This is a genomic window from Curtobacterium sp. MCBD17_026, from assembly GCF_003234895.2.
Taxonomy (GTDB): Bacteria; Actinomycetota; Actinomycetes; order Actinomycetales; family Microbacteriaceae; genus Curtobacterium; species Curtobacterium flaccumfaciens.
In genome coordinates, this window is sequence record NZ_CP126281.1 from 427,387 (window position 1) to 453,229 (window position 25,843).

21 protein-coding genes are annotated in these 25,843 nt (G+C 70.6%); 13 read left to right on the forward strand and 8 right to left on the reverse strand.

Going from position 1 to position 25,843, the window contains the following annotated elements; all coding sequences use genetic code 11:
- Nucleotides 1-80: 80 nt before the first annotated feature.
- Genes DEI85_RS02110 through DEI85_RS02125 form a run of 4 tightly spaced genes read right to left on the reverse strand, consistent with a single transcriptional unit; the run spans nt 81 to nt 6,524 of the window.
- On the reverse strand, nt 81-3,125 hold the full coding sequence (locus tag DEI85_RS02110; protein WP_111123521.1) for a glycoside hydrolase family 2 TIM barrel-domain containing protein: 3,045 nt from the start codon (nt 3,123-3,125) through the stop codon (nt 81-83).
- The gene (locus DEI85_RS02115; protein WP_110858716.1) at nt 3,122-4,057 is read right to left on the reverse strand and encodes a carbohydrate ABC transporter permease; all 936 of its coding nucleotides are present in this window, start codon (nt 4,055-4,057) and stop codon (nt 3,122-3,124) included. The genes DEI85_RS02110 and DEI85_RS02115 overlap by 4 nt, the downstream gene beginning before the upstream one ends.
- Nucleotides 4,054-5,169 (reverse strand): carbohydrate ABC transporter permease, encoded by a 1,116-nt coding sequence (locus tag DEI85_RS02120; protein WP_110858717.1) that lies wholly within the window; start codon nt 5,167-5,169, stop codon nt 4,054-4,056. The genes DEI85_RS02115 and DEI85_RS02120 overlap by 4 nt, the downstream gene beginning before the upstream one ends.
- Entirely contained in the window at nt 5,166-6,524 is a 1,359-nt protein-coding gene (locus tag DEI85_RS02125) for an extracellular solute-binding protein (RefSeq protein ID WP_111123520.1), read from the reverse strand. The genes DEI85_RS02120 and DEI85_RS02125 overlap by 4 nt, the downstream gene beginning before the upstream one ends.
- Nucleotides 6,525-6,732: 208 nt before the next feature.
- Between DEI85_RS02125 and DEI85_RS02130 the strand changes: the two genes are divergently transcribed.
- From DEI85_RS02130 to DEI85_RS02140, 3 genes are all read left to right on the forward strand, one after another.
- Nucleotides 6,733-7,074: a hypothetical protein gene (locus tag DEI85_RS02130; RefSeq protein WP_110858719.1), complete on the forward strand. Its 342-nt coding sequence runs from the start codon at nt 6,733-6,735 to the stop codon at nt 7,072-7,074.
- A complete protein-coding gene (locus DEI85_RS02135) occupies nt 7,055-8,221 on the forward strand; it encodes a baeRF2 domain-containing protein (RefSeq protein WP_110858720.1) in 1,167 nt (388 codons plus the stop codon). The genes DEI85_RS02130 and DEI85_RS02135 overlap by 20 nt, the downstream gene beginning before the upstream one ends.
- A 111-nt stretch (nt 8,222-8,332) precedes the next feature.
- Complete coding sequence (locus tag DEI85_RS02140; protein WP_111123519.1) at nt 8,333-9,175, forward strand: formate/nitrite transporter family protein; 843 nt, start codon at nt 8,333-8,335, stop codon at nt 9,173-9,175.
- Nucleotides 9,176-9,231: 56 nt separating this feature from the next.
- Here DEI85_RS02140 and DEI85_RS02145 read toward each other — a convergent pair whose 3' ends face one another.
- On the reverse strand, nt 9,232-10,443 hold the full coding sequence (locus DEI85_RS02145) for an MFS transporter (RefSeq protein ID WP_111123518.1): 1,212 nt from the start codon (nt 10,441-10,443) through the stop codon (nt 9,232-9,234).
- Between the two features lie 98 nt (nt 10,444-10,541).
- On the opposite strand from DEI85_RS02145, the gene DEI85_RS02150 reads away from it, so the two are divergent.
- Nucleotides 10,542-11,243, forward strand: a complete 702-nt coding sequence (locus DEI85_RS02150) for a GntR family transcriptional regulator (RefSeq protein WP_231564062.1) — start codon at nt 10,542-10,544, stop codon at nt 11,241-11,243.
- 102 nt (nt 11,244-11,345) lie between these two features.
- On the opposite strand, the gene DEI85_RS02155 is transcribed toward DEI85_RS02150, so the two are convergent.
- Nucleotides 11,346-11,495 carry a hypothetical protein gene (locus DEI85_RS02155; protein WP_155896754.1) on the reverse strand — a complete coding sequence of 50 codons (150 nt, stop codon included), beginning with the start codon at nt 11,493-11,495 and terminating at the stop codon, nt 11,346-11,348.
- Nucleotides 11,496-11,723: 228 nt separating this feature from the next.
- On the opposite strand from DEI85_RS02155, the gene DEI85_RS02160 reads away from it, so the two are divergent.
- From DEI85_RS02160 to DEI85_RS02190, 7 genes are all read left to right on the forward strand, one after another.
- Complete coding sequence (locus DEI85_RS02160) at nt 11,724-12,824, forward strand: LacI family DNA-binding transcriptional regulator (RefSeq protein ID WP_110858723.1); 1,101 nt, start codon at nt 11,724-11,726, stop codon at nt 12,822-12,824.
- A 94-nt stretch (nt 12,825-12,918) separates the two neighbouring features.
- Nucleotides 12,919-14,700: an ABC transporter substrate-binding protein gene (locus DEI85_RS02165; RefSeq protein WP_258376341.1), complete on the forward strand. Its 1,782-nt coding sequence runs from the start codon at nt 12,919-12,921 to the stop codon at nt 14,698-14,700.
- Complete coding sequence (locus DEI85_RS02170; RefSeq protein WP_110858725.1) at nt 14,697-15,677, forward strand: ABC transporter permease; 981 nt, start codon at nt 14,697-14,699, stop codon at nt 15,675-15,677. Before DEI85_RS02165 ends, DEI85_RS02170 begins: the two co-directional genes overlap by 4 nt.
- Before the next feature lie 120 nt (nt 15,678-15,797).
- Nucleotides 15,798-16,739, forward strand: a complete 942-nt coding sequence (locus DEI85_RS02175; RefSeq protein ID WP_111123516.1) for an ABC transporter permease — start codon at nt 15,798-15,800, stop codon at nt 16,737-16,739.
- On the forward strand, nt 16,736-18,532 hold the full coding sequence (locus DEI85_RS02180) for an ABC transporter ATP-binding protein (RefSeq protein ID WP_111123515.1): 1,797 nt from the start codon (nt 16,736-16,738) through the stop codon (nt 18,530-18,532). The genes DEI85_RS02175 and DEI85_RS02180 overlap by 4 nt, the downstream gene beginning before the upstream one ends.
- Nucleotides 18,529-19,401 (forward strand): alpha/beta fold hydrolase, encoded by an 873-nt coding sequence (locus DEI85_RS02185; protein WP_111123514.1) that lies wholly within the window; start codon nt 18,529-18,531, stop codon nt 19,399-19,401. The genes DEI85_RS02180 and DEI85_RS02185 overlap by 4 nt, the downstream gene beginning before the upstream one ends.
- A gap of 8 nt (nt 19,402-19,409) precedes the next feature.
- A complete protein-coding gene (locus tag DEI85_RS02190; protein WP_111123568.1) occupies nt 19,410-20,606 on the forward strand; it encodes a family 1 glycosylhydrolase in 1,197 nt (398 codons plus the stop codon).
- Nucleotides 20,607-20,713: 107 nt separating this feature from the next.
- Here DEI85_RS02190 and DEI85_RS02195 read toward each other — a convergent pair whose 3' ends face one another.
- Together DEI85_RS02195 and DEI85_RS02200 are read right to left on the reverse strand one after the other, a co-directional pair.
- Complete coding sequence (locus DEI85_RS02195) at nt 20,714-21,901, reverse strand: ankyrin repeat domain-containing protein (protein WP_146248995.1); 1,188 nt, start codon at nt 21,899-21,901, stop codon at nt 20,714-20,716.
- A 97-nt stretch (nt 21,902-21,998) separates the two neighbouring features.
- Entirely contained in the window at nt 21,999-23,183 is a 1,185-nt protein-coding gene (locus DEI85_RS02200; protein ID WP_111123512.1) for an acyltransferase family protein, read from the reverse strand.
- 83 nt (nt 23,184-23,266) lie between these two features.
- Between DEI85_RS02200 and DEI85_RS02205 the strand changes: the two genes are divergently transcribed.
- Nucleotides 23,267-24,373: a polysaccharide pyruvyl transferase family protein gene (locus DEI85_RS02205; RefSeq protein ID WP_111123511.1), complete on the forward strand. Its 1,107-nt coding sequence runs from the start codon at nt 23,267-23,269 to the stop codon at nt 24,371-24,373.
- Entirely contained in the window at nt 24,373-25,791 is a 1,419-nt protein-coding gene (locus tag DEI85_RS02210; RefSeq protein WP_111123510.1) for a tyrosine-protein kinase domain-containing protein, read from the forward strand. Before DEI85_RS02205 ends, DEI85_RS02210 begins: the two co-directional genes overlap by 1 nt.
- Nucleotides 25,792-25,843: the final 52 nt, after the last annotated feature.

Consider the following 25,843-nt stretch of genomic DNA (forward strand, 5'->3'; position numbering starts at 1 on the left):
GCAAAACACCGGTGTTCGCACTGCACGCCGCGGGATGCGGGTGTGCAACGTGCGAACACCGGTGTTTTGCGCGTGACCGACTAGCCCAGCAGCACGCTCCAACTGAACGCCTGCGGCCAGAGCTGGTGCTCCGGCAGCACGTCCAGTCCGCACGCCCGGCTGCCGAGCCCGTGCTGCGCGGCGTCGAGGTACAGGTACAGGTGGTCCGACGTCGGCAGCTCGTACGGGTGCTCGGCGCGGTCGATCTGCTGCGCGGTCCACGGCGACAGGGTGAACCCCGCACGGTGTGACCCCACCGTCGTCACGGTGAACGGCCCGACAGCCAGCGATCGCAGCGACGGCCGGTGCCCGGTCTCCTGCGGCCGCGAGTACTCCACCCCGAGCGACCGCACCGGCGCGGAGAACCGGCCGACCCGGGCCGCAGCACTCGAATCGGCGTACGACTCCAGCGGTCCGGTCCCGAACCAGGTGGCCTCCGCATCGGCCAGCGACGCGGGCAGGTCGAACCGCACCCCGATCCGCGGCCACGTGACGTCCCAGGCGCCGAACGGCACGGCGTCGGTCTGCAGCACGAGCCCCTCGGACGTCAGGGTCCAGCGGTGCGTGACCTCGAGGCCCCACCCGCTGTTCGCCGCCGCGACGCGGACCCGCTGCTCCAGCCCGGAGGTGGTCCGCGACACCGACACCAGCCGGTGCGTCAGCCGGTCCAGCCCTCGGTCGCGCCAGCGCGACGCCGACGGGGGAGCGGTCGGGTCGCCGACCCCGTGCGTGAGCACCGGGTCCGCGGTCTCGTAGCCGCCCTGTGACGCCAGGCTGTCGTTGTCGGTCGGCGCACGCCAGAGCTCCAGGCGGGGCCCCGCGACCTCGTGGCCCTTCCAGGACACCAGGTCGCCGCGGGCACTGAAGGTGCCGTCACCGAGTCGGTCGCCGTCCCACCCCTGCCGGGAGGCCCGTGGTGCGTCCGCCGCGCGCGCCGCGACGAGCCGCTGGGTGCGTGCCACGACGTGGCCGGTGTCCGCCCACGCGGTCGGCCCCGCCAGTTCCACGGTCAGGTCGAACCAGAGCTCGTCGCCGGGTGCGAGTTCGGACGTGGCCGCGTCGAGCACCTCCGAGGGCACCGGCACCGTCGCCGACTCACGTGCGGAGACGATGCCCGTGGACAGGCGCCCCGAGGCCTCGACGACGCCGTTCCGCGACAGGGTCCAGCACAGCCGGAGCCCGGCGGTCGAGGCCGAGTGGTACCGGTTCTCGACCAGCACCGTGGTGTCCGAGACCGCCAGGCGGACCGGGGCCACGACGGCGGCGAACTCGGCGAGCCCCGGCGTCGGGGTGTCGTCGGGCAGCACCAGGCCGTCCATCACGAAGTTGCCGTCGTGCACGACCTCGCCGAAGTCCCCGCCGTACGCGTAGTAGTCCTCGCCCGTGGGCGTCTTCGCGAGCAGGCCGTGGTCCCGCCACTCCCACACGAACCCGCCGTGCAGCCGTGGGTACCGGTCGACCAGGGCCTCGTACTCGGCGATCTGCCCGGGGCCGTTGCCCATCGCGTGCACGTACTCGCAGTGGATGAAGGGCTTCGACCGCTGCCGTGCGGCCTCGGCCGGGCCGCAGCCGAGCAGGGGCGTCGGGGTACCGCCGCCGATCGACTCGGTCTCCTGCAGCGTCGGGTACATCCGCGAGTAGACGTCGGTGTACTCGCCCGTGTAGTCGCCCTCGTAGTGCACGGGGCGCTCCGGGTCGCGGGCGTGCACCCACTGCGACATCGCGGCGAGGTTCCGGCCGGTGCCGGACTCGTTGCCGAGCGACCACATCACGATCGAGGCGTGGTTCTTGTCGCGCTCGACGGTGCGTGCGATGCGGTCGAGGTACGCGGCGGCCCACGCCGGGTCGTCGGAGGGATTGCCGACCCAGTCGGTGAAGATGAACCCGTGGGTCTCCAGGTCGCACTCCAGGATCACCCAGAACCCGAGCTCGTCGGCCAGGTCGAGCACGCGGGGGTGTGGCGGGTAGTGCGAGGTCCGGATGGCGTTGACGTTGTTCCGCTTCATCAGCGTCATGTCGGCGCGGGCGTGGTCCTCGTCGAAGACCCGGCCGCGCACGGGGTGGGTCTCGTGCCGGTTCACGCCGTGGAACACCACGCGCTCGCCGTTCACCAGGAACCGGTCGCCGACGATCGACACGGTGCGGAACCCGAGCCGGAGCGAGACGGTCTCACCGCCCGAGCCGGCGGACGCGCCGGTCGCCGCGGAGCCGGTCGACACCGTTGCCTCGTACAGCTTCGGCAGCTCCGCGCTCCACGGTTCGACGCCCTCGACCTCGATCGGTGCCACGTCGTCCGCCGTGGTCCAGGTCACGTCGACGCCCAGGTCGGGGACCGTGAACCGGACCGGGAACGCGGCGTCGAGCGTCGGGAACGTGATCGTGCCGGTCCCCGCCGCCGGGCGGCCGGAGGCAGCGGTCCCCGCCGAGGCCGCCGTGCCGAGCGTCGCCCGCCAGCCGGCCTGGACGAACACGTCGTCGATCGGCGCCGTGGGTCGTGCGAGCAGGGTGACGTCACGGAAGATGCCGGGCAGCCACCACTGGTCCTGGTCCTCCAGGTAGGACGCCGCCGACCACTGGTGCACCCGGACCGCGAGCTCGTTCGCTCCCGCGCGCACCAGTTCGGTGACGTCGAACTCGGTCGCCAGGCGGGAGCCCGTCGACCACCCCACGAGCGTCCCGTTCAGCCACACCCGGAAGTGCGACTCGACCCCGTCGAACCGCAGCAGCACCCGGTCGGCACCGTCGAACGACGACGGCAGCTCGAAGGTGCGGCGGTGGTCGCCGGTCGGGTTCTCCTCCGGCGGGTGCGGGGGGTCGATCGGGAACGGGTACTGCAGGTTCGTGTAGCTCGGGGCCCCGTGCCCGTGCAGCACCCAGTGCGACGGCACCGGCAGCTCGCCCCAGGCCGGGTCGTCGTCCTCCCCACCCTCGGTCGCGAAGTCCTCGGAGACCGAGGCGACGGGCGACCACCGGAACCGCCAGTCACCGTTCAGCGACAGGGACGGGGCGTCGGTGTGCAGCCAGGCACGGGGTGCCAGCCGCGAGTCGGAGCCGGGTGCGGTGGACGAGAGTGCGGAGTGGGTCAACCCTTGACCGATCCTTCCGTGAGGCCTCCACGCCAGAAGCGCTGGAGGACGATGATGGCGATGACGAGCGGGATGACCGAGACGAGCACCCCGCCGGTGGTGAGCTGGTAGAACTCCGGCAGGCGGTCGACCTGCGAGCGCCAGTTGTTCAGCCCCAGTGTTATCGGGTACAGCTTCTGGTCTGCCAGCATGATGAGCGGCAGGAAGAAGTTGTTCCAGATCCCGACCACCTGGAACAGGAACACGGTGACGAGCGCCGGGGTCATCTGCCGGAGCACCACGGTGTGGAAGATCCGCAGCTCACCGGCACCGTCGATGCGTGCCTGTTCGAGCAGGGTGGTGTCCACCGACGCGGCGGCGTACACCCGGCACAGGAACAGGCCGAACGGCGACACCAGGCTCGGGATGAGCACGCTCCAGTACGTGTCCGTCAGGCCCATCGACGAGAACAGCAGGAACAGCGGCAGCGCCGTCGCGGTCCCCGGCACGAGGACGCCGCCCAGGATCGTGCCGAACACGAACTGACGCCCCCGGAAGTCGTACTTCGCCAACGCGTACCCGCCGGCCGCGGCGAAGTAGGTCGCCAGGACCGCACCGACGCCGGAGTACAGCACGCTGTTCGCGATCCACCGCACGAAGATGCCGCCGTCGTAGGTGAACACCTGCTGCAGGTTGCTCCAGAGCGCGAACTCGCCACCGAACCAGAACCCGGGGGTGGAGAACAGCGCCCCCGTGGTCTTCGTCGCGGCGATGATCACCCAGTAGAGCGGGACGAGGAAGTACAGCGCGGCGATGACGAGGATCCCCGTCACGACGATCTGCGACCTGGGGGACCGGTCGAGCTTGCGGCGCTGGTGCGCCGAGATCGACGTGGTGTCCACGGGGACGGCGGACTTCGCCGTGGCCGGCGCTTCGATGGCTTCGCTGGTCATCGGTCAGTCCCTTCGGTGGTCGCGACGCGACCGGCGTGGAGGCCCGGGTCGGCTTGGGTGGTGACCGTGCTGCCCGCCGCAGCGCGTGTCCGGAGCGCGGTGCGGGCCTCCCGGCCGTCGCGCCGTGCACGCTTGCGCCGGTCGCGTTCGTCCTTGGGTGGCCGGTTCGTCAGCGCGAGGAACGCGAACGACAGGATGAACGCGGCCAGGGCGATGATGACCGCCTGCGCACTCGCGACGCCGTACTCGTTGAACGCGAACGCGTTCGTGTAGGCGGCGTAGTTCGGCGTGTACTCGGTGTCGATCGCCGGGGCCACGGTCGACAGGATCTGCGGCTCCGCGAAGAGCTGCAGCGTGCCGATGATCGAGAACACCGTCGTGAGCACCAGGGCCGGTGCGATGAGCGGGATCTGGATCCGCCACGCGACCTGGAATGCGTTCGCGCCGTCCACCTTCGCGGCCTCGTAGACCTCGCCGGGGATGGACTTCAGCTGCGCCACGATGATGAGCATGTTGTAGCCGGTGTAGGTCCAGGTGACGATGTTCGCGATCGACCACAGCACGCTGTTGGCGCCGAGGAAGTCCGGCTGCAGCCCCATCGACTGCAGCCCGGCGACGATCGGTGACAGCCCGGGCACGTACAGGAACGACCACAGGATCGTCGCGATGACGCCGGGGACGCCGTACGGCATGAAGTAGATCGCGCGGAAGAAGCCCGGCCAGCGGGCGCTCGCCGACTCCAGCAACAGCGCGAGGATCGTGCAGGCGATGATCATCACCGGGACCTGGACGATGCCGAAGAGCAGCATGCGGCCGATCGAGGCGACGAACCCGCTGTCCTGCAGGGCGATCGCGTAGTTGTCGAACCCGGCGAACCGACCGACGACGCCGTCCTCACCGAACAGGCCCTCGCGGTCGACGGTGGTGAACGACTGGAACAGGGCGCTGATGATCGGGATGACGAACGTCAGCAGGAACAGGGCCAGGAACGGAGCGAGCAGGATCCACGGGGCACGCTTCTGCGCGCTCGTGGCCTTCGTGCTGGTGCGGAACGCGGGGGTGCCGCCGGCCGGTCGACCGGTGGACCGTGGGGTGGTGGTCTGCTGGGTCATCGTGCCGTCCTGACGCTGAGGCCCTTGTCCTTGAAGGACTGGACGATCTCCCGCTGTGCGAGCTCCACGGCGTCACTGAGCTTGAGGCCCGAGGTGATCTTGCGGCGGAACTGGTTCTGCAGCGACGTGAAGGCCGACTGGGTCACCGGGGACCACGACCACTCGACGTTCTGCTCCTGGGATGCCGGCACGAAGACCTCTTCGTTGTAGTTCTGGCCGGAGAACCACTTCGACGGCTGCTGGCGCTGCGCCCCGATGTAGTCGACGGCGGGCGACCAGCCGATGCCGCAGTACTTGATCATCGCGTCGATCCCCGCCTTCGAGGTGGTCATCCAGGTGATGAACTCGAGCGCCTCCTTCGGGTGCTTCGCGTTCGCCAGCACGGCGGCCGTCGAACCGCCGATGGCGCTCGAGCCGAAGCCGTCGGCGCCCCACTTCTGCATCGGGGCGACCTTCCACTTGCCCTCGCCGCCCTGCACCGACTCGATCAGGGCGTCACCCCAGCTCGCGCTCGTGACCGCGGCGATCCTGCCGCTCGCGGCCGCGGCGTACCACCCGGGGGAGTACGCGCCGGCACTCGTGTCGACCAGTTCGTCGTCGATGACCCCGTCGAAGAAGTCCGCGACCATCAGGGTCTTGTCGTCGGTCATGTCGACGACCCACTCGTCGCCGTCGACCTTGAACCAGCGCGCGCCGGCCTGCTGTGCGTACGCGGCGAACGGCGACGCGTCGGCGACCGGGAACACCTCGAGGTAGTTCTGCTTGCCGGTGCTCCGGACCCTGTCGGCCAGGTCACGCCACTCGTCCCACGTCGTCGGGGGTTCGCCGCCGGCCTGCTCGAGGATCGCGGTCTGGTAGTAGAAGCCCATGGGGCCGGTGTCCTGCGGGATGCCGTAGATGCCGTCGACGAACGACACCTGCGCCCATGCGGCCTCGTCGTACTCCGACTCGAAGTCCTTCGCCCCGTACCGGGCCAGGTCGACCAGGCCGTTCGCGAGCATGAACTCGGGGATCTGCCGGAGCTCGACCTGCCCGATGTCCGGGCCGCCGCCGGCCGCGAGCGCGGAGTACATCTTCTGGTACCCGCCACTGTTGCCGCCGGGGATCCAGTTCGCGGTCACCTGGATGTCCGGGTGCGTCTCGTTCCAGACATCGCAGACCTTCTGCAGGTCCTTGAGCCAGGCCCAGTAGGTGAGCTGGACGGCCTCACCCGGGGCCGCGGCGGGCACGAGGGCCGCCTTGTTGACGTTGGGGGAGCCCGGGACCGCGCAGCCGGCGAGGAGTCCCGCCGCCGCGGTGCCGAGGCCGAAGCCCAACAGGTGTCGTCTCGTGATGGGTCGTGGTCGTGGCGCCATTGCCGCACTCCGTTCGTCGTTGATCGGGGTTGTCCACACCCAACCACAGAACCGAATGCCGTTGTGGTTTCGTGACCGTACCGACACTGCGCATTCCCGGCGCACCTTGGAACGGCCCCAGGCCCAGGCGCGGACGGTGGGGTCACAGAGCAGACACCGACGCCCCGGACGGCGAAGGCCGCCGGTGGCACGACCGGGAGGAGAAGCGATGACCGAACGCGGGAACACCACCCATCGCCCCGAACTCGACGAGCAGCTCGCGCACGAGGCGCAGAGCATCGTCCAGGGGCACGGCAGCAACGCCCACGTCGAGGAGTTCCGGCAGTCCGAGCCGGTTCCCGACGACACCGACGACCCGGAGACCCTCGCCGCGTCGGGCTACGACGGCGAGCTCGAGGGCGAACTGCAGGACGACACCACCGACGTCCTGCCCGAGGACGACGCCGACCGTGCCGACCCGTTGCCCACCGGCGAGGGCGACGGAGCCGACGCGACCGTGTACCGCACCGAGACCGGGGAGGGCAGCACCGATGGCTCTGACGCAGAATGACGCCCCGCACCTGCAGTCCGGGATCGCCGAACGCCTGAAGCGCGGGGGCACGTGGACGTGGGCCTACGTCGACGCGTCCGGTGACCGTGAGGACCCGCAGCACCTGGCCGCCCTGCAGCGTCGGAAGGCCGAGGACGTGCTGCGGTCGGCCGGGGCGGACGCCGAGGTCATCGACACGGTGATGGCCGAGCTCGAGGAGACGCCGGGGGTGCCGGCGCCCGTGAGCCGGTACGTGCTCGTGCACGACGGCGAGCTCGTGCTCAGCGAGGTCCTGCCCGGGGCGATGCACGCCCCGACGTCGATCGGCCACGACCCCGTGCCCGACCTGCTGCCGCTCCTGGCGCACCGGCCGCTCGACCTACCGTTCCTGATCGTCGAGGTCGGTCGCGAGGGCGGTGGCTACCGCGCCTACCGTCTGGGTCACGCCGACGTGCCGGACCGTCGCGACGAGCAGCGCGTGCAGGGCCGCACCGACACGCTCCACAAGTTCCAGGGCGGCGGCTGGTCGCACCTGCGGTGGCAGCACCACACCGAGGAGATCTGGCGCGACAACCAGAACGAGGTCGCCACGGCCGTCGACGAGGCGTTCCGGCGGCTGCAGCCGAAGCTCATCGTGGTCGCGGGGGACATCCGCGCACGGGGGCTCCTGCTCGACCAGTTGTCCACCGAGGCGCGCGCCGTCGTCTCCGAGGTCCCGGTCGACACCCGGGCATCGGATGCGTCGGAGACCGCGCTCGTCGAGCACGTCGACATCGCGCTCGCCCGGGTCATCGCGACCCGCCGGCACGACTTCGAGGACCTGCTCCGCACGCACGTCGGCCGCGGGGACAACCAGACGGTCGCCGGCCTCGGGTCCGTCGTCGAGGCGCTGCAGCAGGCGCAGGCCTCGGTCGTCGCGATCGACGCCGCCGCGATCGGCGACCGCACCCTGCTCGCGCTCGGAGCGGTGCCGTGGATCGCCACGGCACCCGAGCAGGCGGCGGGTGCACCGGTCATCGGACCGGTCCCGGCCGTGTGCGCGATCGTCCGGGCGGTCGCCCTCACCGACGCGGAGCTGCTGCTCGTGAACGCCGCATCGCTGCCGAACGGTGCGCCCGCCGCGGCGTTGCTGCGGTGGCCGGTGGGACCGGCGGTGCCGGCCGCCTGAGCGGTGGCCGGACGACGGACGCCAGGCCCGGTGCCAGCTGGTACCGGGCCTGGCGTCCGTCTCGGCGCGATCCTGCGGGCCGCCGCGACGGCCGCGTATAGCGTCCCGGCCATGACCGACGACCGCCGACGTGAGCTCGGCACCAGCGACGCACCCGTGGAGGACGAACTCGCGGAGTCCTTCGACGCGACCATCGAGGAGGGCGCGGAGCGGCTGCAACGGACGACCCGGGCCGTCCTCGTCACGGGGTTCTTCGGCGGCCTCGAGGTCGGTCTCGGGGTGATGGCGTACCTGGCGGTGCTCACCGAGACCGACAGCCACCTGCTCGCCGGGCTGGCCTTCGGCATCGGCTTCATCGCGCTGCACCTGGCGCACAGCGAACTCTTCACCGAGAACTTCCTGATGCCGGTCGCGGCCGTGGTCGCCCGCGAGGGGACCGTGCTGCAGCTCGTTCGACTGTGGGGCGGCACCCTCGTGGCGAACCTGGCCGGGGGATGGGTGTTCATGTGGCTCGTCGTCCAGGCGTTCCCGCAGTGGCACGTGACGCTCTCGGAGTCGGCACACCACTACGTCGATGCGCCGTTCGGACTGCAGAGCATCGTGCTGGCGGTCCTGGGCGGCAGCACGATCACCCTGATGACGCGGATGCAGCAGGGCACCGACTCGGACCCCGCGAAGCTCGTCGCCGCCGTCGCCGGAGGCTTCCTCCTCGCCGGGCTGCAGCTCTTCCACTCGATCCTCGACTCGCTGCTCGTCTTCGGGGCGATCCAGTCGGGCGCGGACATCACCTACGGGCAGTGGCTCGGCTGGTTCGGGTACACGTTGCTGTTCAACGTCCTCGGCGGGCTGCTGCTCGTGACGGCGCTGCGCTTGCTCCGGACGAAGGAGCTCATGCAGGACCGCCGCCGGGACTCCCAGGACGACCCCGAGCGCGCCGACCACGAACAGGGCTGACGAGCGCGACGGGCGGTGCGACTGACGGGGTCGCTCGCGGTCAGTCGCGCGAGCGGTCAGTCGTGCGAACGGTCGCGGCGGGGCACCAGCGGGACCGCGAGCAGCGGGAGCACCGCCACGATGCCGAACGACGCCGCGAACCCGAGCGCACCGACCAGGGCGCCGATGCCCGGACCGACGGCGCTCGCCGCGATGAACTGCCCGGTGTTCTGCGCCCCGAGCGCCCGGCCCGACCAGAACGGACCCGCCGCCTCGGCGACCGACGTGTAGGCCAGCCCGTTGTCGGCGACCGTCACGCTCGTCGCGAGCACCAGGAACACCGCAGCCCCGGCCAGGTGCGTCGCGTCGACGACCGCGAGCACCGCCATCACCACCGCCGCGCTCACCGCGACGATCCGGAGGGGGCCGACGCGCGACCCGGCCCGGTCGCTCCAGCCACCGACCGCGATCCGGCCGATCGCCCCGACGAACTGCGCGGCGCCGACCAGCAGCCCGGCCGCCGGTGTCGACCAGCCGAGGCCCACGAGCCAGACGAGCCCGTACGTCGACAGGGTGAACTGCGGCACCACGAGCAGGACCGACACCGCGTGCACCCGCCACAGGAAGCCGCTCGACCGGTAGGGGTTCGCGGTCGCCGTCGTCGCCACCGTGGCCCGGGCAGGGCGTGGCGGGTCGGTGATCCCGATCGCGCAGCAGACGGCGAGCACCGCGCAGAGCACGATCGGCAGGACCAGGGCCGCGCGGATCCCGGAGCCCTCGGCGAGCTGCGGCACCGTGACCGCCGCGAGCGTCACCCCGAGCGGCTGCGACATCTGTCGGATGCCCATCGCGAGTCCCCGGCGCTCCTTCGGGAACCACCCCACCACGACCCGACCGCTCGCGGCGTTCGTCGAGGCACTCGTCATGCCGCCGGCCAGGAACGCCAACCCGAGCAGCACCGGGTCACCGGCAGCCAGCCAGGCGGCGACCACGGCGAGCGTGGTGAGCACGAGGCCGCCGGCGATGACGACGCGCTCGCCGAACCGGTCGGTGATCGCGCCCCAGGCGATGAGTGTCAGGACCATGCCGAAGGTCGGAGCGGCGGCGAGGACCCCGGCGACCGGCAGGGACGTGCCGCGGCTGAGCAGGTGGGGGATGAGGAGTGCCGGGGCGGACACGACGAGCGTCCCCGCCGCCTGGGCCGCGACCCCGAGGGCGAGCATCGTCCAGGCGCGGGCCGAGACCGGCGACGTCGTGGTGGATCGCTGCGGAGCGTCGGTCGTGGGCATGGGTCGTCTCGGCCGTTCGTCGTCGTTCCGTCGCGGAACGGTTTGGTATACCAGAACGGTATACCATTCCCGCCGTCACGCCGCTAGGCTTGTCCGCCGTGACCGACACGACCGACGCCGCGCCCGTGTCGCAGACGGCCCAGCTCTACGACAACCTGCGCGCAGCCATCCTGACCCTCGACATCGCACCGGGGGAGCGCATCTCGGAGCGAGGGCTCGAGGCACGGTTCCACGCTTCGCGCACGCCGGTCCGCGCCGCACTGTCGCGGCTCGAGCGCGAGGGACTCATCCTGCACGAGGGTCGTTCGTGGACGGTCACCCCGATCGACCTCGACGAGATCGCCTCGCTCGCCGAGCTCCGCGGCATCCTCGAGCCCGCTGCCGTGCGGCTGGCCGTCCAGCGCGCCACGCCGGAGCAGTTGGCGGAGGTCCGCGGGCACCTCGACGCCCTCCAGCCCACCCCCGACCAGCAGGCCGGCATCCGGATGGGGTCGACGTTCCACCTCGACCTCGCCGCACTCGGTGGCAACCGGTTCGTCACCGACGCCATCGCCGACGCCCTGACGCGACTCGAGCGCACGCGCTGGATCGAGGTCCGCACGCCCGAGGCGCGCGACGCCGCGTGGGACGAGCACAGCGCCATCATCGACGCCGTACGCGACGGTGACGCGGACCGCGCAGCGGAACTCGTGGCCGCCCACGTGGCCGGCACGAACGACCGGCTGCTCAGCTGGATCGCGCAGGAGCGCCGACGCCTGCGCGGGGCGGGCATGACGATCGTGGGCGCGACCGAGCGCTGACGTGGCGCGACCGAGCGCTGAGGTGACGAGCGCTGAAGTGAGCGGTCTGCGGGCGCTGCCCGGGCCTCCTGACCGTGTCCGGGGGAGGCCGGGCGCGAGCCGCTAGCGCAGGTCCGTCGTCTCCTGCGGCGCGTCGAGATCGTCGAACGTGCGGATCGAATCCGTGCGCTCGAGCAGCGCGTCGCGCACCTCGGCCTCGTCGTGGCTCGCGCGGAGTGCGAGCTTGCTCCCGGAACGTGTCGACTGTGACATCTCGTGTCCTTCCCCTGCGTGTGGGCAACCTGATCGGTGCGGGCACGCGGCCCGCTGGTGCGCTTCCTCACGGGACGTACTGAGGTCGGAACAGTGTCGCGCGACCCCCGCTGTCCCGCAAGCGTTTCCGGCGCCGTGTGGAGAACTCCCGGGACACGGCATGCCTAGGATGGTCCGGCCGCACAGCGCGAGGCGCGGCACCAGCGGACGTCGAAGGGGAGGCACGGGTTGGCCGACCAGCGCACCGCACCTCCCACGGTCTACGACGTCGCCTCCGCAGCCGGCGTCTCCATCGCCACCGTCTCACGCGTGCTCCGCACGCCCGACGCCGTCCGCGAAGGCACCCGGGACCGCGTGCAGGCGGCGATCCGGAGCCTCGGGTACGTCCCGTCCGGCAACGCCCGTGCCCTCGCCGGCAAGCGCACCGGCGTCGTCGGACTGCTGCTGCCAGGGTTCGACGTGGTGCCCGACGAGCGGCCGGACCTGGTCACCGACGGCGGCGTCCGCGTGGTCGACGACCGGCGGCACGTGACGCAGCCGTTCTCGTCCAACCTGTACTTCGACGAGGTCCTGCGCGGTGCCGAGACCGAGGCCTGGCAGCGGGGGCTCGCGCTCATGGTCGCCGCCGGGCGGGGGTCGTCGCGCGACGTCATCGTGAACGACGTCGCCGGCCGGGTCGACGGGCTCGCCGTGCTGGCGCAGACCGTGCCCGACGACCTGCTCGAGCACGTCGCCCGACGCATCCCGGTGGTGGTGCTCGCCGATGACCGGCGCTCGCACGGGTTCGACTCGGTGAGCGTGGACAACGCCGCGGGCATGCGGACCCTGGCGTCGCACGTGATCGGGCGCCTGGGGATCCGGTCCCTCGCGTACGTCGCGGGCCCGATCGACTCGCCCGACGACATGGAGCGCTCGGCGGGGTTCCGCGCGGCGCTGGCCGACCACGGGGTGCCGGCCTCGTCGGTGCGGATCGTGCACGGCGACTTCGGCCGGGCTCGTGCGCGGGAGCTCGCGGTGTCGCTGCTGGCCGACGACGTCCCGCGCGCCGTCGTCTGCTCGAACGACCAGTCCGCGCTCGGGGTGCTCGACGCCGCCGCTGCCCGGGGCCTCCGAGTGCCCGAGGACCTCGTCGTGACCGGGTTCGACGGCATCGACGCCGGTCGGTTCTCGTCGCCGCGCCTGACGACCGTGCACCAGCCGATGGGGGCGCTCGGCCGTGCTGCCGTCCTGGCGATCGTGGACCGGCTGGAGCGCCGCGAGGGGCCGCCGCGCGCCGTGCGCCTGCCCGTCGAGGTGCTGCTGCGCGAGAGCTGCCCGCCCGCGCTGTAGGCGTGCGACGCTTCGCACCACACGCGACGCCCTCGCACCGTGCCGCCCCGCGAAACAACACCCGCGCTTGCACGCCGCGATGTAAGCGCATACATTGAGCACGTACCGACTCGACATGGAGGTCGACCGAGCAATGACGCTTCCCCCACAGCGCACGCGCGGCACGCGCGACCCAGGCCCCCGCCGCCGAGGCCGCCTCGTCGCGGCCATCGCCGGCCTCGCCGCAGTGGCCCTCGTGGCCACCGGCTGCAGCATCCAGGTCCGCTCCGAACCCGATCCCACCATCGGCAAGGACACGATGCTCATCAACGCGGACCGCGGCAACCCGCTGTTCGACCGCAACTTCAACCCGTACATCGCGAACGCCCGCACGGCCTCCAAGTGGATGTACGAGCCCCTCATCGAGGTGAACCCCCTCGACGGCAAGCGCAACCCGTGGCTCGCCAGCGCGTGGAGCCAGCCCGACGCGAAGACCATCGACATGACGATCCGCTCGGGTGTCGAGTGGTCCGACGGGTCGCCGTTCAGCGCGAAGGACGTCGTCTTCACCTTCGACCTGCTCAAGAAGTTCCCCGCCATGGACGTCAAGGGCGCCTGGCAGCACATCGAGCGCATCGAGCAGGACGGTGACCACGTCGTCTTCCACCTCAAGAGCGAGGACGTCCCGAGCCTGACGATCATCGGGCAGACGTACATCCTCGGTGCGGACCACTGGAGCGGCGTGAAGGACCCGACGACCTGGCGCGACCCGAACCCGGTCGGCACCGGTCCGTTCGTCCTCGGCAACTACACCGACCAGCAGTACTCGATGGACAAGAACCCGAAGTACTGGCAGGCCGACAAGATCGCCATCAAGCACCTCATCCTGCCGGCGACGAACACGCAGCTCGACACCGTCACCCGCGGCTACGACTGGGCGTACTCGTTCATCTCGGACGTCAAGGGCACCTGGGGTGCCGCGTCGAAGACGAACGAGTGGTGGTTCCCGGCCGGCGGTGTGATCGGCCTCATCCCGAACCTCACGAAGGCGCCGTACGACGACGTCAACGTCCGCCGGGGCATCTCGCTCGCGCTGGACCGCGACGCCATCGCCGAGACCGCGTCCGAGGGCAACCTGTCGGCGGCGGGCCAGACCGGCCTGATCCTGCCGAACCAGGAGCGCTACCTCAACCCGGACATCCCCGACCAGGGCATGATCACCCAGGACACGAAGGCGGCGCTCGCCAGCCTCGCGAAGTCCGGTTACACCGTGCAGGGCGGCAAGGTCGTCAAGGACGGCAAGCAGCTCGCGATCACGATCATGACCGCGAACGGCTACTCCGACTGGCTCCGCGCCGCGCAGGAGGTCCGACGCGAACTGACGGCCATCGGCATCAAGGTGACGATCCAGGCGCCGCAGCCCGCCGGGTACCAGCAGAACATCAACAACGGCACGTTCGACATGGCGATGGGCGGCATGGGCAACGGTGACGTCTACCAGGCGTTCAACTCCCTGCTCAGCAGCGAGTTCTACCAGCCCGTCGGCAAGTCGACCGTCAACAACTACGAGCGGTACAAGAACGCCGACACCCAGAAGCTCCTCGACGAGTACAAGGCGACGACGGACACCGCGAAGCAGCAGGAGATCCTCGACCAGCTGCAGCAGACCGTCTACGACGAGCTCCCCGTCATCGGCATGTACTACGGCGGGCTCTGGGGCCTGTTCAACACCGGCAAGTTCGTCGGCTGGCCGAGTGCGAAGGACCCCTACATGGCACCGCAGAACTACGACTCGGCACCGCTGCTCATCTTCACCAAGCTCCGTCTGCGCGACAGCGCCGCCGGCAAGCAGATCCTGCAGGAGCAGAACGCCGCGCAGCAGGAGGACCAGAAGTGAAGTACATCCTCCAGAAACTCGTCCTCTTCGTCCTGACCCTCTGGGCCGCGGTCACGCTGAACTTCGTGCTCCCGCGTCTGATGCCCGGCAGCCCGGCCGACGCCGCACTCGCGAAGCTCAGCCAGAACGGCCCGGTCACCGACGCCACCAAGAAGGCCATCGAGGCCCAGCTCGGGGTGCCGACCGGCAACCTCTGGGACCAGTACGTCAGCTACCTGCACCAGGTCGTCACCCTCGACTTCGGCACGAGCTACACGTTCTACCCCCAGCCCGTCGGCGACCTCGTGTCGAAGGCCCTGCCGTACACGCTGATCCTGGTCGGGGTCGTCACGATCCTGGCGTTCGTCCTCGGCACCCTGATCGGGGTCGCGGCGGCGTGGAAGCGCGGCACCTGGCTCGACTCGCTGCCCACCCTGTCGGGGAGTTTCATGTCGACGTTCCCGTACTTCTGGACCGCCCTGCTGCTGCTGTTCTTCCTCGGCTACGTGCTGCACTGGTTCCCGACCACGGGCGCCTACTCGGCGACGACGACGCCCGGGCTCAACGGTGCCTTCTTCGGCGACGCACTGCAGCACGCGGTGCTGCCGGCGGTCACGATCCTGGTGACGAGCCTCGGCGGTTGGATCATCGGCATGCGCAACGCGATGATCAACACCCTCGGTGACGACTACGTGACCTTCGCCGAGGCCAACGGCCTGCGCGGACGCACCGTGGCCATCCGCTACGCGGCCCGCAACGCGATCCTGCCGAACCTGACCGGCTTCGGTCTGGCGCTCGGTGGCGTGGTCGGCGGTTCCGTCCTGGTCGAGCAGGTCTTCGGCTACCCGGGCATCGGCTACCTGCTGTTCAACGCCGTGATCGGGCAGGACTACCCGCTCATGCAGGCCCTCTTCCTGATGATCACCGTGTCGGTGCTCATCGCCAACTTCATCGTGGACGTCATGTACGGCGTCCTGGACCCGAGGACGCGTCGATGACCAACAACATCACGAAGGCGGCGTGCTGCGCCCACATCAAGCACACGGGGGCACGTCGATGACCAACAACATCACGAAGGCGGCGTGCTGCGCCCACATCAAGCACCCGGGGGCACGTCGATGACCAACAACGCAACCATCGCTGTGCGAACGCAAGACACGGAACAACAAGCAGCACCGTCCAAGTGGCGCGCCGCCGCCCGCCAGTTCGGCGTCGTCTGGTCGAACAAGAAGGCCCGGATCGGCATCATCATCCTCGGCGTCTTCGTGTTCGTCGCGGTCTTCGCCCCGCTCCTGGCCCCGTACGGTGCCAGCCAGAACGGCTTCGCCCGGTCCGCCGACGCGACGCCGGACCACTGGATGGGCACCACCGCCGCCGGCGAGGACGTCCTGTCCCAGATCATCTACGGCGCCCGCATCTCGGTCATGGTCGGCGCGGTCGCGGGCATCCTGTCCACGCTCGTCGCCGTCGCGATCGGCCTCAGCTGGGGCTACGTCCGCGGCTGGATCGCCGAGGTCATCGGGTTCATCGTGAACCTGTTCCTCGTCATCCCGGGTCTGCCCCTGATGATCGTCATCGCCGCATACCTGCAGAACGGCGGCATCGCGGTGATCATCGCGGTCATCGTCGTGACCGGTTGGGCGTGGGGCGCTCGCGTGCTCCGCTCGCAGACGCAGTCGCTGCGCGGCCGGGACTTCGTCACCGCCGCCCAGTTCTCCGGTGAGGGCGCGACCCGCATCGTGTTCCGCGAGATCCTGCCGAACATGACGAGCCTCATCGTCGGCAGCTTCTTCGGGGCCGCCACCAGCGCCATCCTCGCCGAGGCGGGCCTCGAGTTCCTCGGACTCGGCGACTCGTCGATCGTCAGCTGGGGCACGATCCTGTACTGGGCGCAGAACTCGAACGCGCTGCTCACCGGGCAGTGGATACTGCTCTTCGCGCCGGGTCTCTGCATCGCGCTCCTCGCGATGAGCCTCACCCTGATCAACTTCGGCGTCGACGCCGTGTCCAACCCGCGGCTGCGCGACGGCGCACGGCCCCGTAAGGAGAAGCGCGCATGAGCGGCTTGCCAGAAACGCACCCGGCAGACGGCCTGGAGGCGCCCACCGGCGCCGCCACGGGCCTCCAGTCCGACGGTGGTGCCGTCGAGGGCGACGCCTCCGTCCTGCTCGACGTCCGCGACCTGTCGGTCGTCTACGAGTCGGCCGGCCAGAGCGCCGTCCAGGCCGTCGACCACGTGTCGTTCCAGCTGCAGAAGGGCGAGTTCGTCGGCCTGGTCGGCGAGTCCGGTTCCGGCAAGTCGACGCTCGGCTACGCGCTGACCCGGCTGCAGAAGCCGCCGGCGCGCACGAACGGCGGCAGCATCGTCTTCGCGGGCAAGGACATCCGCGACCTCGACGACGAAGCCCTGCGCCAGCAGCGGCAGGGCGGCTTCGCCATGGTGCTGCAGTCCGGCATGAACGCGCTCAACCCGGTGCGCACCATCCGGAACCACTTCATCGACGTCTTCAAGGCGCACGGCCACGTGACGCGCGACCGCTGGGACGCCCGGATGAAGGAGCTCATCGAGAAGGTGAAGCTGCCGACCTCGATGCTCGCCCGGTTCCCCGGGGAGCTCTCCGGCGGCATGCGGCAGCGCGTCTCCATCGCCCTGGCGCTCTCGCTCGAGCCGCAGCTCATGGTGTTCGACGAGCCGACGACGGCGCTCGACGTCCTCGTGCAGCACGCCGTGATGGACACCATCATCGAGCTGCAGCGCACCGAGGGCTTCACGGCGATCCTGATCAGCCACGACCTCGGCATCGTCCTCGAGGCCACCGAGCGCGTCCTCGTCATGCACGAGGGCCGGATCGTCGAGGACGGCGGCTCCCGCGAGATCCTCCGCGACCCGCAGGACGAGTACACGCAGATGCTCCTGTCGCACTACGCCGACCCCCGCGCCGAGGTGGTGTCGCTGCCGGGCTTCCCGGACCGCTCGCTCCGTGCCGAAGCCGGCGAGAAGCGGCAGGAGACGACCTCGTCGTTCAGCACCGTCGGCTCCCGCGAGCGCAGTGCCGCCCGCAACCCGATCGTCGTCGACCACATCGTGAAGACCTACCCGGCTCCCCGCCGCGGTGAGCAGCCGGTGCAGGCCGTGCGCGACGTGTCGTTCACCCTGGAGCCCGGGCAGTCGCTCGCCCTGGTCGGCCAGTCCGGTTCGGGCAAGTCGACCATCGCGAAGCTGCTCACCGGCGTCGAGAAGCCGACCACCGGCACGGTCCGGTTCGGGGAGCTCGACGTCGCCCGCCTCGGCAAGCGCGGCCTGCGGGACCTGCGCTCCGAGGTCCAGATGGTGTTCCAGGACCCGTACTCGGCGCTCAACCCGCTGCACACGGTTGAGTACACGCTGTCCCGGCCGATCGCGAACTACACCGGGCTGACCGGCCGCGATGCCCGGCGCCGGGTGCTCGAGCTGCTCGAGACGGTGGGGCTCACCCCCGTCGAGCAGTTCGCGCAGAAGCTCCCGCACCAGCTCTCCGGCGGGCAGCGGCAGCGCGTGGTCATCGCCCGGGCGCTCGCGAGCGACCCGCAGGTGATCATCGCCGACGAGCCGGTGTCGATGCTCGACGTGACGCTTCGCGCCGGCGTGCTCGCACTGCTCGAGGACCTCCGCGAGCAGTGGGGCGTCTCGCTCCTCTACATCACGCACGACCTGCTGAGCGCGCGGCTCATCACGGACGACATCATGGTGCTCCACGAGGGCGCCGTGGTCGAGCGGGGTCACACGGCCGAGGTGCTGCAGCACCCGCAGGACGACTACACGGTCGCCCTGCTGGACGCGGTGCCGAACCCGCGGAGGACACTGCGCGCATGACGAACCTGCACGAGTTCCCCACCGTCCCGGCCTTCGGGCACCTGCCCACCCCGGACGGCGTCGACGTCGTCGGGATCGACGTCCCGGTCGGGCGGCTCACGGCCTACCGGATCGTGCCCGAGGGGGTGTCGAAGGGCGTCGTGCTCATCGTCCCCGGCTACACCGGCTCGAAGGAGGACTGGCGGACCTTCCTGCCCGTCCTCCGCGATGCCGGGTGGACCGCGGTCGCGATCAGCCGACGCGGTCAGGCCGACTCGGCCGCACCGACCGAACCCCGCGACTACTCCCTCGACGAAGAAGCCGCCGACGTCGTCCGGGTCGCGCGCCTGCTCGACGACGGCGCCCCCGTGCACCTGGTCGGGCACTCGCTCGGCGGTGTGATCGTCCGGGCCGCCGCGATCCAGGACCCGACGGCGTTCCGCGACGTCGTGCAGTTCTGCTCCGGGCCGCACGGGTGGCCGTACCGCAAGGTCGCCGAGCTGACGATCCTGCACGACACCGGCGGGAACCTCCGGCAACTGTTCGACTCGACGAACCCGCTCTGGGCGTACCGGCCGGACGACGAGCTGCCCGATGACGTCCGGATGGTGCGCGACCGCTTCGACGCGACCAGCCCGCTCAGCGTCGTCGCCGGCGGGCACATCCTCGAGGACCACACCGACGCCTCCGACGCCCTGCGCGCCACCGGCCTGCCGGTCCTCGTCGCCCACGGCGAGTGGGACAACGCCTGGCCGATCCCGTGGCAGCGGCAGATGGCCGAGGACACCGGGGCAGCGTACGAGGTGATCCTGGCCAGCTACCACGGCCCCCAGGTCGAGAACCCCCTCGGCACGGTCGCCGTGTTCGACACCTTCTTGTCACAACACTGAAAGGCACCATCATCTCCACGCTGCAGTTCCCCGACGGCTTCCTCTGGGGTGCCGCCACCGCCGCCCACCAGATCGAGGGCAACAACGTCAACAGCAACTGGTGGGTGCACGAGCACGAGCCCGACACCACCATCGTCGAGCCCTCGGGCGACGCGGCCGACAGCTACCACCGGTACCGCGAGGACATCCGCATCGCCGCCGACCTCGGCCTGAACTCGTACCGGTTCAGCATCGAGTGGGCCCGCATCGAGCCCGAGCGCGGGTTCGTCAGCCGTGCCGAGGTCGACCACTACCGCCGCATGGTCGACGCCTGCCACGAGTTCGGCATCGAGCCGATCGTCACCCTCATGCACTTCACGGTGCCGCGCTGGTTCGAGCGCGACGGCTTCTGGCGCGCACCCGACGCCGCCGACCTGTTCGCCCGCTACACCGAGGCGGCGCTGCCGATCGTGCAGGACGGCGTCCGCTACGTCTGCACGATCAACGAGCCGAACATCGCGGCGATGCTCGCCGGCGGCGAGGACGCCGCGAATCTGGTGGCCTACGGTCTGCCGAACCCGGACCTGGGTGTCGCCGACGCCCTGCTGGCCAGCCACCGGCGGTCGCGCGAGGTCCTGTCACAGGTGTCGGGCCTCCGGTCCGGGTGGACCGTCGCGACGCAGGCGTTCAAGTCGTCGGGGGCGCCCGGGGCGGACAGCATGCTCCGCGAGTACGGGTACCCGCGCGACGACTGGTACCTGGAGCAGGCCGCCGGCGACGACTTCCTGGGGGTGCAGGCCTACACCCGCACGTTCATCGGTCCGGACGGGCCCCTGCCCGTCGCTGACGACGTCGAGACCACCCTCACCGGCTGGGAGTTCTACCCCGAGGCCTCGGCCGACGGGCTCCGCAGCGCGTGGGAGCTCTCCGGTGGTGTCCCGCTGATGATCACCGAGAACGGCATCGCCACCGCCGACGACTCCCGCCGGCAGGCGTACACGCAGGGCGCTCTCGAGGGCATCCACCGCTGCATCGAGGACGGCATCGAGGTCCTCGGCTACCAGCACTGGTCGCTGCTCGACAACTACGAGTGGGCCTCCGGCTTCCGCCCGACCTTCGGGCTGGTCGCGTGGGACCGCGAGACCTTCGAGCGCACGCCGAAGGACTCCGCCCGCTGGTACGGGCGGGTCGCGCAGGCGAACGCCCTCGAATCGGTCACCGTCTAGGACGGTCGACCCCGCAGGCGCGCGGCGGACGGGAGACCCTGCTCCCGTCCGCCGCGCTTCGTCACGTCCGGCACGGGTCGGCCCACGGGTCGTGGTGCGGGCAGTGCTCAGGCGGCGGCGAGCAGGTCGGCGACGGCCGTCTCGCGGAGCAGCTCCGCGCGGTCCGCAGCGGTCGAGCCCTCGTCGTCGGCGGCGTCCCGGTCGACGTCGAGCGACAGCACGACCCGGACCGTGTCGAGGTCGCCGGAGTCGACAGCCGCGATCAGCAGCGTCGCGCCCCGTGACCCGCGCGCCCTGGTGTCCGCACCCGCGGTGGCGAGGGCACGCACGATCGAGGCGTGGCCGCCCCACGCAGCGCGGACGATCGGTGTGTTGCCGTCGCCGTCACGGGCCTCCAGGTCGGCGCCCGCTGCGACCAGCACGTCGACCGCCCGTCGCGCATCGCGGTCGATCGCCAGCGTCAGCGGCGTCCGCCCCTCGGTGTCCTCCAGCTGCAGGGTCGCCCCGCGGCGCAGGAGTTCCTCGAGCATCTCGGGGTGGTCGAACCACGCGGCGGCGTGCAGCGGCGCGAATCCCCAGCGGGGGTCGACGTCGTCGACGTCGCTCGCGTCGTCGGCCAGGTGCAGCCCGCCGAGGTCGCCGTACGCGGCGGCCCGCACCACCTCGGTCGCCCACTCCACCCAACCGTCCGGTACCGGGCCGTGCCAGCCGCGTGCCGGGCGCGACTCGAGGCCGGAGTACACGGTCTCGGCGACGCTCCGGATCGCCACCCGGACACCCCGGAACCGGATCGCGACCTCACCGACGGGGGAGATCAGCAGGCGGAGTTCCCAGGCGTCGTGCTCGTTCAGGTACTCGAGCTCGCCCCGGGCGACGTGCGCATCGCCGGCGAGCAGCGCTGCGGGGTCGACGCCCGGCGGGTCGATGACGGCGTCGCGCAACCGGAGCGACACCCTGGCGTGGTTCCAGCGGCGCCACAGGCCGCTCGGGGTGTCGAGCACCTCGTCGTTGCGGACCACGATGTCGGCGTGCACGACGACCGGGTCGGGCACACCGTGGCCCGGCAGGTCGACAGGGGTCGTCACGTCGTCCTCGTCGGCATCCGGGTCGACGACGGCGTCGGCGGACTCCACGACCCAGCGTTCGATCCGCGAATCGGTCCACTTGACCGTCAGGAGCGCGGCGATCGTGGGCGGGGCGTCCTCGAGCAGCCGGGTCACGTGTTCGCGCTGGCCGTCGAAGTCCTCGAGGGAGACGTAGCCAACGGAGGGCCAGTTCACTCGACTCCATCGCACGGGACGACACTACCCGGCAGAGGTCAGTCCTCCTGCGGCGGGACGGGTGAGGTCCTCGTCGCGTGTTCTCGTCCAGCTTCGCAGTTCTCCACAGGTGTCACCCTTCCGGAGCGGCGCCGCCCGGAATGTGAGATGTTGAAGACATGCCGCCGCGGACCGTCCCCCGACTTGCGGTACGGACTGCGTCCAGAGGTCCTGATCGCGCGACTGATGGGCTCGAGGACCTGCGGCGACGGCTGGTTCGAGCCCCGGGGAGCAACAGGCGGCTGGCCCCGCGAGTGAGCGGACGGTCGACGAAGCGGTGGGCGAGCGGCGCCACGGCGAGCATGGCACCGACGGTGATCGTGACGACCACGAACCACGGCACCCAGTACGCGCCCGCAGCGGCGAGTACTGCGGGCACCACCGGCGCCAGGAGTGGATGAACGAGGTACAGCGCGTACGACGCAGCGCCGCCGGCCATCACCCAGCGGGGCACGAACCGGCCGATCCGATCCTCCAGCCAGACCGCCGAGAACACGACAGCGGCGATCACGAGCGGGACGACGGCCGCCGAGACCTCCAGCCGTTCGGCACGCAACGAGGCCAGGGCGCCCATGCAGACCGCGATGCCGCCGAGCGACGAGACGGTCAGGCCCGGTCGTCGTGCTCGCCACCCGCGGGCGATGACCATCCCGGCGAGGAAGTAGAGCGTCACGTCATCGGCGTAGAACCACCATGCTGACCCGGTGGCCGGGCGCAGGAGTGACGTGGCGGCTGCGATCGTGAGGATCGGTGCGCAGAGGGCCAGCGGGTCGACCCGGATGGCCAGGGCGAGCGTCATGAGCGCGTAGAACGCCATCTCGAAGACCAGCGTCCACCCGACGCCCCAGAGCGGGTGGATGGCACCCGCTTCATCGTGAGTGGGGATGAACAGGTACGACGCGAGGACCGTCCCCGGGCTGAGGGCCGAGTTGACCACCAACGAGCCGGCCAGCACCACCGCGGCGATCTTGATGGTGGTCATCAGCCAGTAGAGCGGGACGACCCGCGCGAGCCGCGCCCGGGCGAACCGGTGCCAGGACGCTGGCGTCCGACCGAGGTCGTCGCCGACGATCACCATCACGAAACCGCTGATCGTGAAGAACAGCCAAACGCCCAGTCCGCCGATCCGGTCGAGCTGCGGGGTGTGCTCGTCGAAGCGCTCCGCCGAGTAGTAGCACGCGTGGACGATCACCACGAGGGTGGCTGCGACGTACCGCAGCGCCTGGATGAGACGGAAGGGCTGCTGTCGGGATCGCATGTAACCATTCTACATACGAAATACAAACATACGCGATGATATCGGGCACGTGCTATGGATATAGCACGTGATATACTAACGACATGACCACTCGAACCGCAGCGCGCGAGGTCGTCTACCTCGGCTGGACGGGGCACGGCAACTACGGCGACGAACTCCTCCTCGAGACCTGGCGTCTCGCCCTCGGGATCGACGCCGTTTCGCCGGTGACCCGACGGGAGCGGCTCGCCGACGTCCAGAGCGCGATCCACTCGTACCGCACCGGACGTCGTACCGAGCGGATGCTCCTCCTCGGTGGCGGGACGGTGCTCGGCTTCCAGAACTGGGCGCGGCACGTGGCAGATGCTGCTCGGGTGTACCGCGCAGACGCAGTGGTCGCACTCGGCGCAGGGGCTGCTGAGTCGACCGACACGTTCGCCCTGGGCCTGCAGGGGCACGACTGGCGGCGCTGGTCGGGGCTCCGATCGATCCTGCTCGGTGTCCGCGGTCCGCTCACGGCAGTGGAGTGCGAGCGGGCCTTGGGTCGTCCTGCTGTCGTCGGTGACCCTGCTCTGCTGTACCCGGTCGTGGCGGGCATCGAACGCGTCCATGACGCCGACGGCCCGGTCGGTGTGAGCGTCGGTGCTGATCCGGCGTCGCGGTTCGATCCGCGGTCGGTCGCGGCGGCGGTTCGCGGGATGTCCGGGGCGGACACCGAGATCGTGTTGTTCGCACTGTCCCCGAACGACCTCGCCGCTTGTCGGACCCTGCAGTCCGAACTGCACCGCCCGTCGCGGATCCACCGGTTCGACGGCGACGTCCGCGCAACGACCTCGGAGATCAGCCGGTGCAGTCTCATGCTCACCGAGCGACTGCACGGCGCCGTCGCCGCGGTCGGCCTGGGCATCCCCACGGTGCCGCTCGCCTACGCCTCGAAGTGTGACGACTTCTGGCTCAGCATCACGGGTGAGCGGGCCGCGGTCGTGCCGGGCTCGACGGAGCAGCAGATCGTCGATGCTGCGACCCGGGCACTCGACCCCCTGGAGCGCTCGGCGACCCAGGCGCAGGTGAAGGCGCTCCGCCAGCGCCTCGTGCTCGGGGTGCAACGGATCGCTGACTGGCGCGAGGGCGTCACCACGACCGACCAGCTCAGCGAGCCGCTCCAGTTCGAGACGGTCGAACCCGCTGGTGCCCACCGAGGTGTTGCCTGATGGAGGCTCAGGAGTACGTCCGGATCCTGCGCAAGAGCTGGCTCCTCATCACGGCGACGGCGCTGCTCGGCATCCTCAGCGGTGGTGCGCTCGCTGCTGCGTCGACACCCACATACACCGCGTCGACTCGTCTCTACGTCTCCGTCCGTACGCAAGAAGGCGCCGCCAGTACGGATCTGAACCAGGGGACGAGCTTCGCGCGGCAAGCTATCTCCACGTACGTCGACGTCGTGAACAGCCCGATCGTCCTCGATCGGGCCGGACGCGAGCTGGAGCCGCGCATGACGGCAGCCGAACTGGCGCCGCTCGTCAGCGCTTCGTCCCCCGCCAACACCGTGCTCCTCGAGGTCTCCGTGACGGACACCAGCGCGAAGCGTGCGGCAGACATCGCGAACGCCGTCGGGGAGTCGTTCGCACGCGTCGTGTCCGAGGACCTCGAGAAACCGAGCGTCGGACCGTCCCTCATCGCCGTGAAGACGATCGCGCCGGCATCCGTGCCGAGCGCGCCGAGTGCTCCACGGGTCCCGCTGATGCTCGCGATCGGCCTCGCGGTGGGTCTCGTGACCGGGGTCGGGATCGCGGTGCTCCGGACGAACCTCGACACGAGGGTCAGGACCGCGGAGCAGATCGAGGCAGTCGCTCGCCGCCCTTACCTGGGCGGGATCTTCGTCGATCCGGACGCCCAGAAACGTCCCCTCATCGTCCACGCCGATCCACGGAGTCCACGGTCGGAAGCCTTCCGTCGACTCCGGACGAGTCTGCAGTTCGTCGGCCTCGGCGACGCTGGCCGCTCGTTCGTGGTGACCAGTTCCGGGCCGGGCGAGGGCAAGAGCTACGTCGCGGCGAACCTGGCCATCGCCCTTGCTGAGACCGGAGCGAGTGTCGCGCTCGTCGATGCGGACCTCCGGCGCCCCCGTGTGGCGGACTACCTCGGCATCGAGGGGAACGCCGGGCTGACGGACCTGCTCATCGGACGTGCGGAGATCGCCGACGTCCTGCAGCCGTGGGGTGAGCAAGCGCTCTCGGTGCTCCCGTCCGGACGCATCCCCCCGAACCCGAGCGAGATGCTCGGCTCCGCTGCGATGCGTGCAACCGTGGAACACCTGGAGCGCAACTTCGACTACGTCGTGATCGATGCGCCTCCGGTCCTGCTGGTCGCCGATGCCGCCGTGCTCAGCGCCGTCGCCGGCATCCTCTTCGTGGCCGCCGCCGGCAAGGTCCGCAAGGCGGATGTCGTCGCGGCACTCCGGGCGCTCGACGCCGTCAAGGCGGTCACGTTCGGAGTGGTCGGCCAGATGCTGCCGATGCGCGGTGCCGGTGGTGGGTCCTACGGCAAGTACGCCTACTACGACGGCGACACCCCGGTCATCGAGCCAGTGCCCGAGGAGCGGCGCGGCCGGCGCGGTCTGACCACATGACCCGCGGTGTCGGCTCGACCGTCGCGCGCCCGGTCGGCGCCGCCCTCACCCA

What these genes read in the sequence shown, in the direction of transcription:
- DEI85_RS02130 (WP_110858719.1), top strand. Translation starts at nt 6,733, where the DNA reads ATGACCGAACGCGGGAACACCACCCATCGCCCCGAACTCGACGAGCAG.
- DEI85_RS02120 (WP_110858717.1), bottom strand. Translation starts at nt 5,169, where the DNA reads ATGACCCAGCAGACCACCACCCCACGGTCCACCGGTCGACCGGCCGGC.
- DEI85_RS02140 (WP_111123519.1), top strand. Translation starts at nt 8,333, where the DNA reads ATGACCGACGACCGCCGACGTGAGCTCGGCACCAGCGACGCACCCGTG.
- DEI85_RS02185 (WP_111123514.1), top strand. Translation starts at nt 18,529, where the DNA reads ATGACGAACCTGCACGAGTTCCCCACCGTCCCGGCCTTCGGGCACCTG.
- DEI85_RS02205 (WP_111123511.1), top strand. Translation starts at nt 23,267, where the DNA reads ATGACCACTCGAACCGCAGCGCGCGAGGTCGTCTACCTCGGCTGGACG.
- DEI85_RS02145 (WP_111123518.1), bottom strand. Translation starts at nt 10,443, where the DNA reads ATGCCCACGACCGACGCTCCGCAGCGATCCACCACGACGTCGCCGGTC.
- DEI85_RS02200 (WP_111123512.1), bottom strand. Translation starts at nt 23,183, where the DNA reads ATGCGATCCCGACAGCAGCCCTTCCGTCTCATCCAGGCGCTGCGGTAC.
- DEI85_RS02180 (WP_111123515.1), top strand. Translation starts at nt 16,736, where the DNA reads ATGAGCGGCTTGCCAGAAACGCACCCGGCAGACGGCCTGGAGGCGCCC.
- DEI85_RS02115 (WP_110858716.1), bottom strand. Translation starts at nt 4,057, where the DNA reads ATGACCAGCGAAGCCATCGAAGCGCCGGCCACGGCGAAGTCCGCCGTC.
- DEI85_RS02135 (WP_110858720.1), top strand. Translation starts at nt 7,055, where the DNA reads ATGGCTCTGACGCAGAATGACGCCCCGCACCTGCAGTCCGGGATCGCC.
- DEI85_RS02125 (WP_111123520.1), bottom strand. Translation starts at nt 6,524, where the DNA reads ATGGCGCCACGACCACGACCCATCACGAGACGACACCTGTTGGGCTTC.
- DEI85_RS02210 (WP_111123510.1), top strand. Translation starts at nt 24,373, where the DNA reads ATGGAGGCTCAGGAGTACGTCCGGATCCTGCGCAAGAGCTGGCTCCTC.
- DEI85_RS02155 (WP_155896754.1), bottom strand. Translation starts at nt 11,495, where the DNA reads ATGTCACAGTCGACACGTTCCGGGAGCAAGCTCGCACTCCGCGCGAGC.
- DEI85_RS02175 (WP_111123516.1), top strand. Translation starts at nt 15,798, where the DNA reads ATGACCAACAACGCAACCATCGCTGTGCGAACGCAAGACACGGAACAA.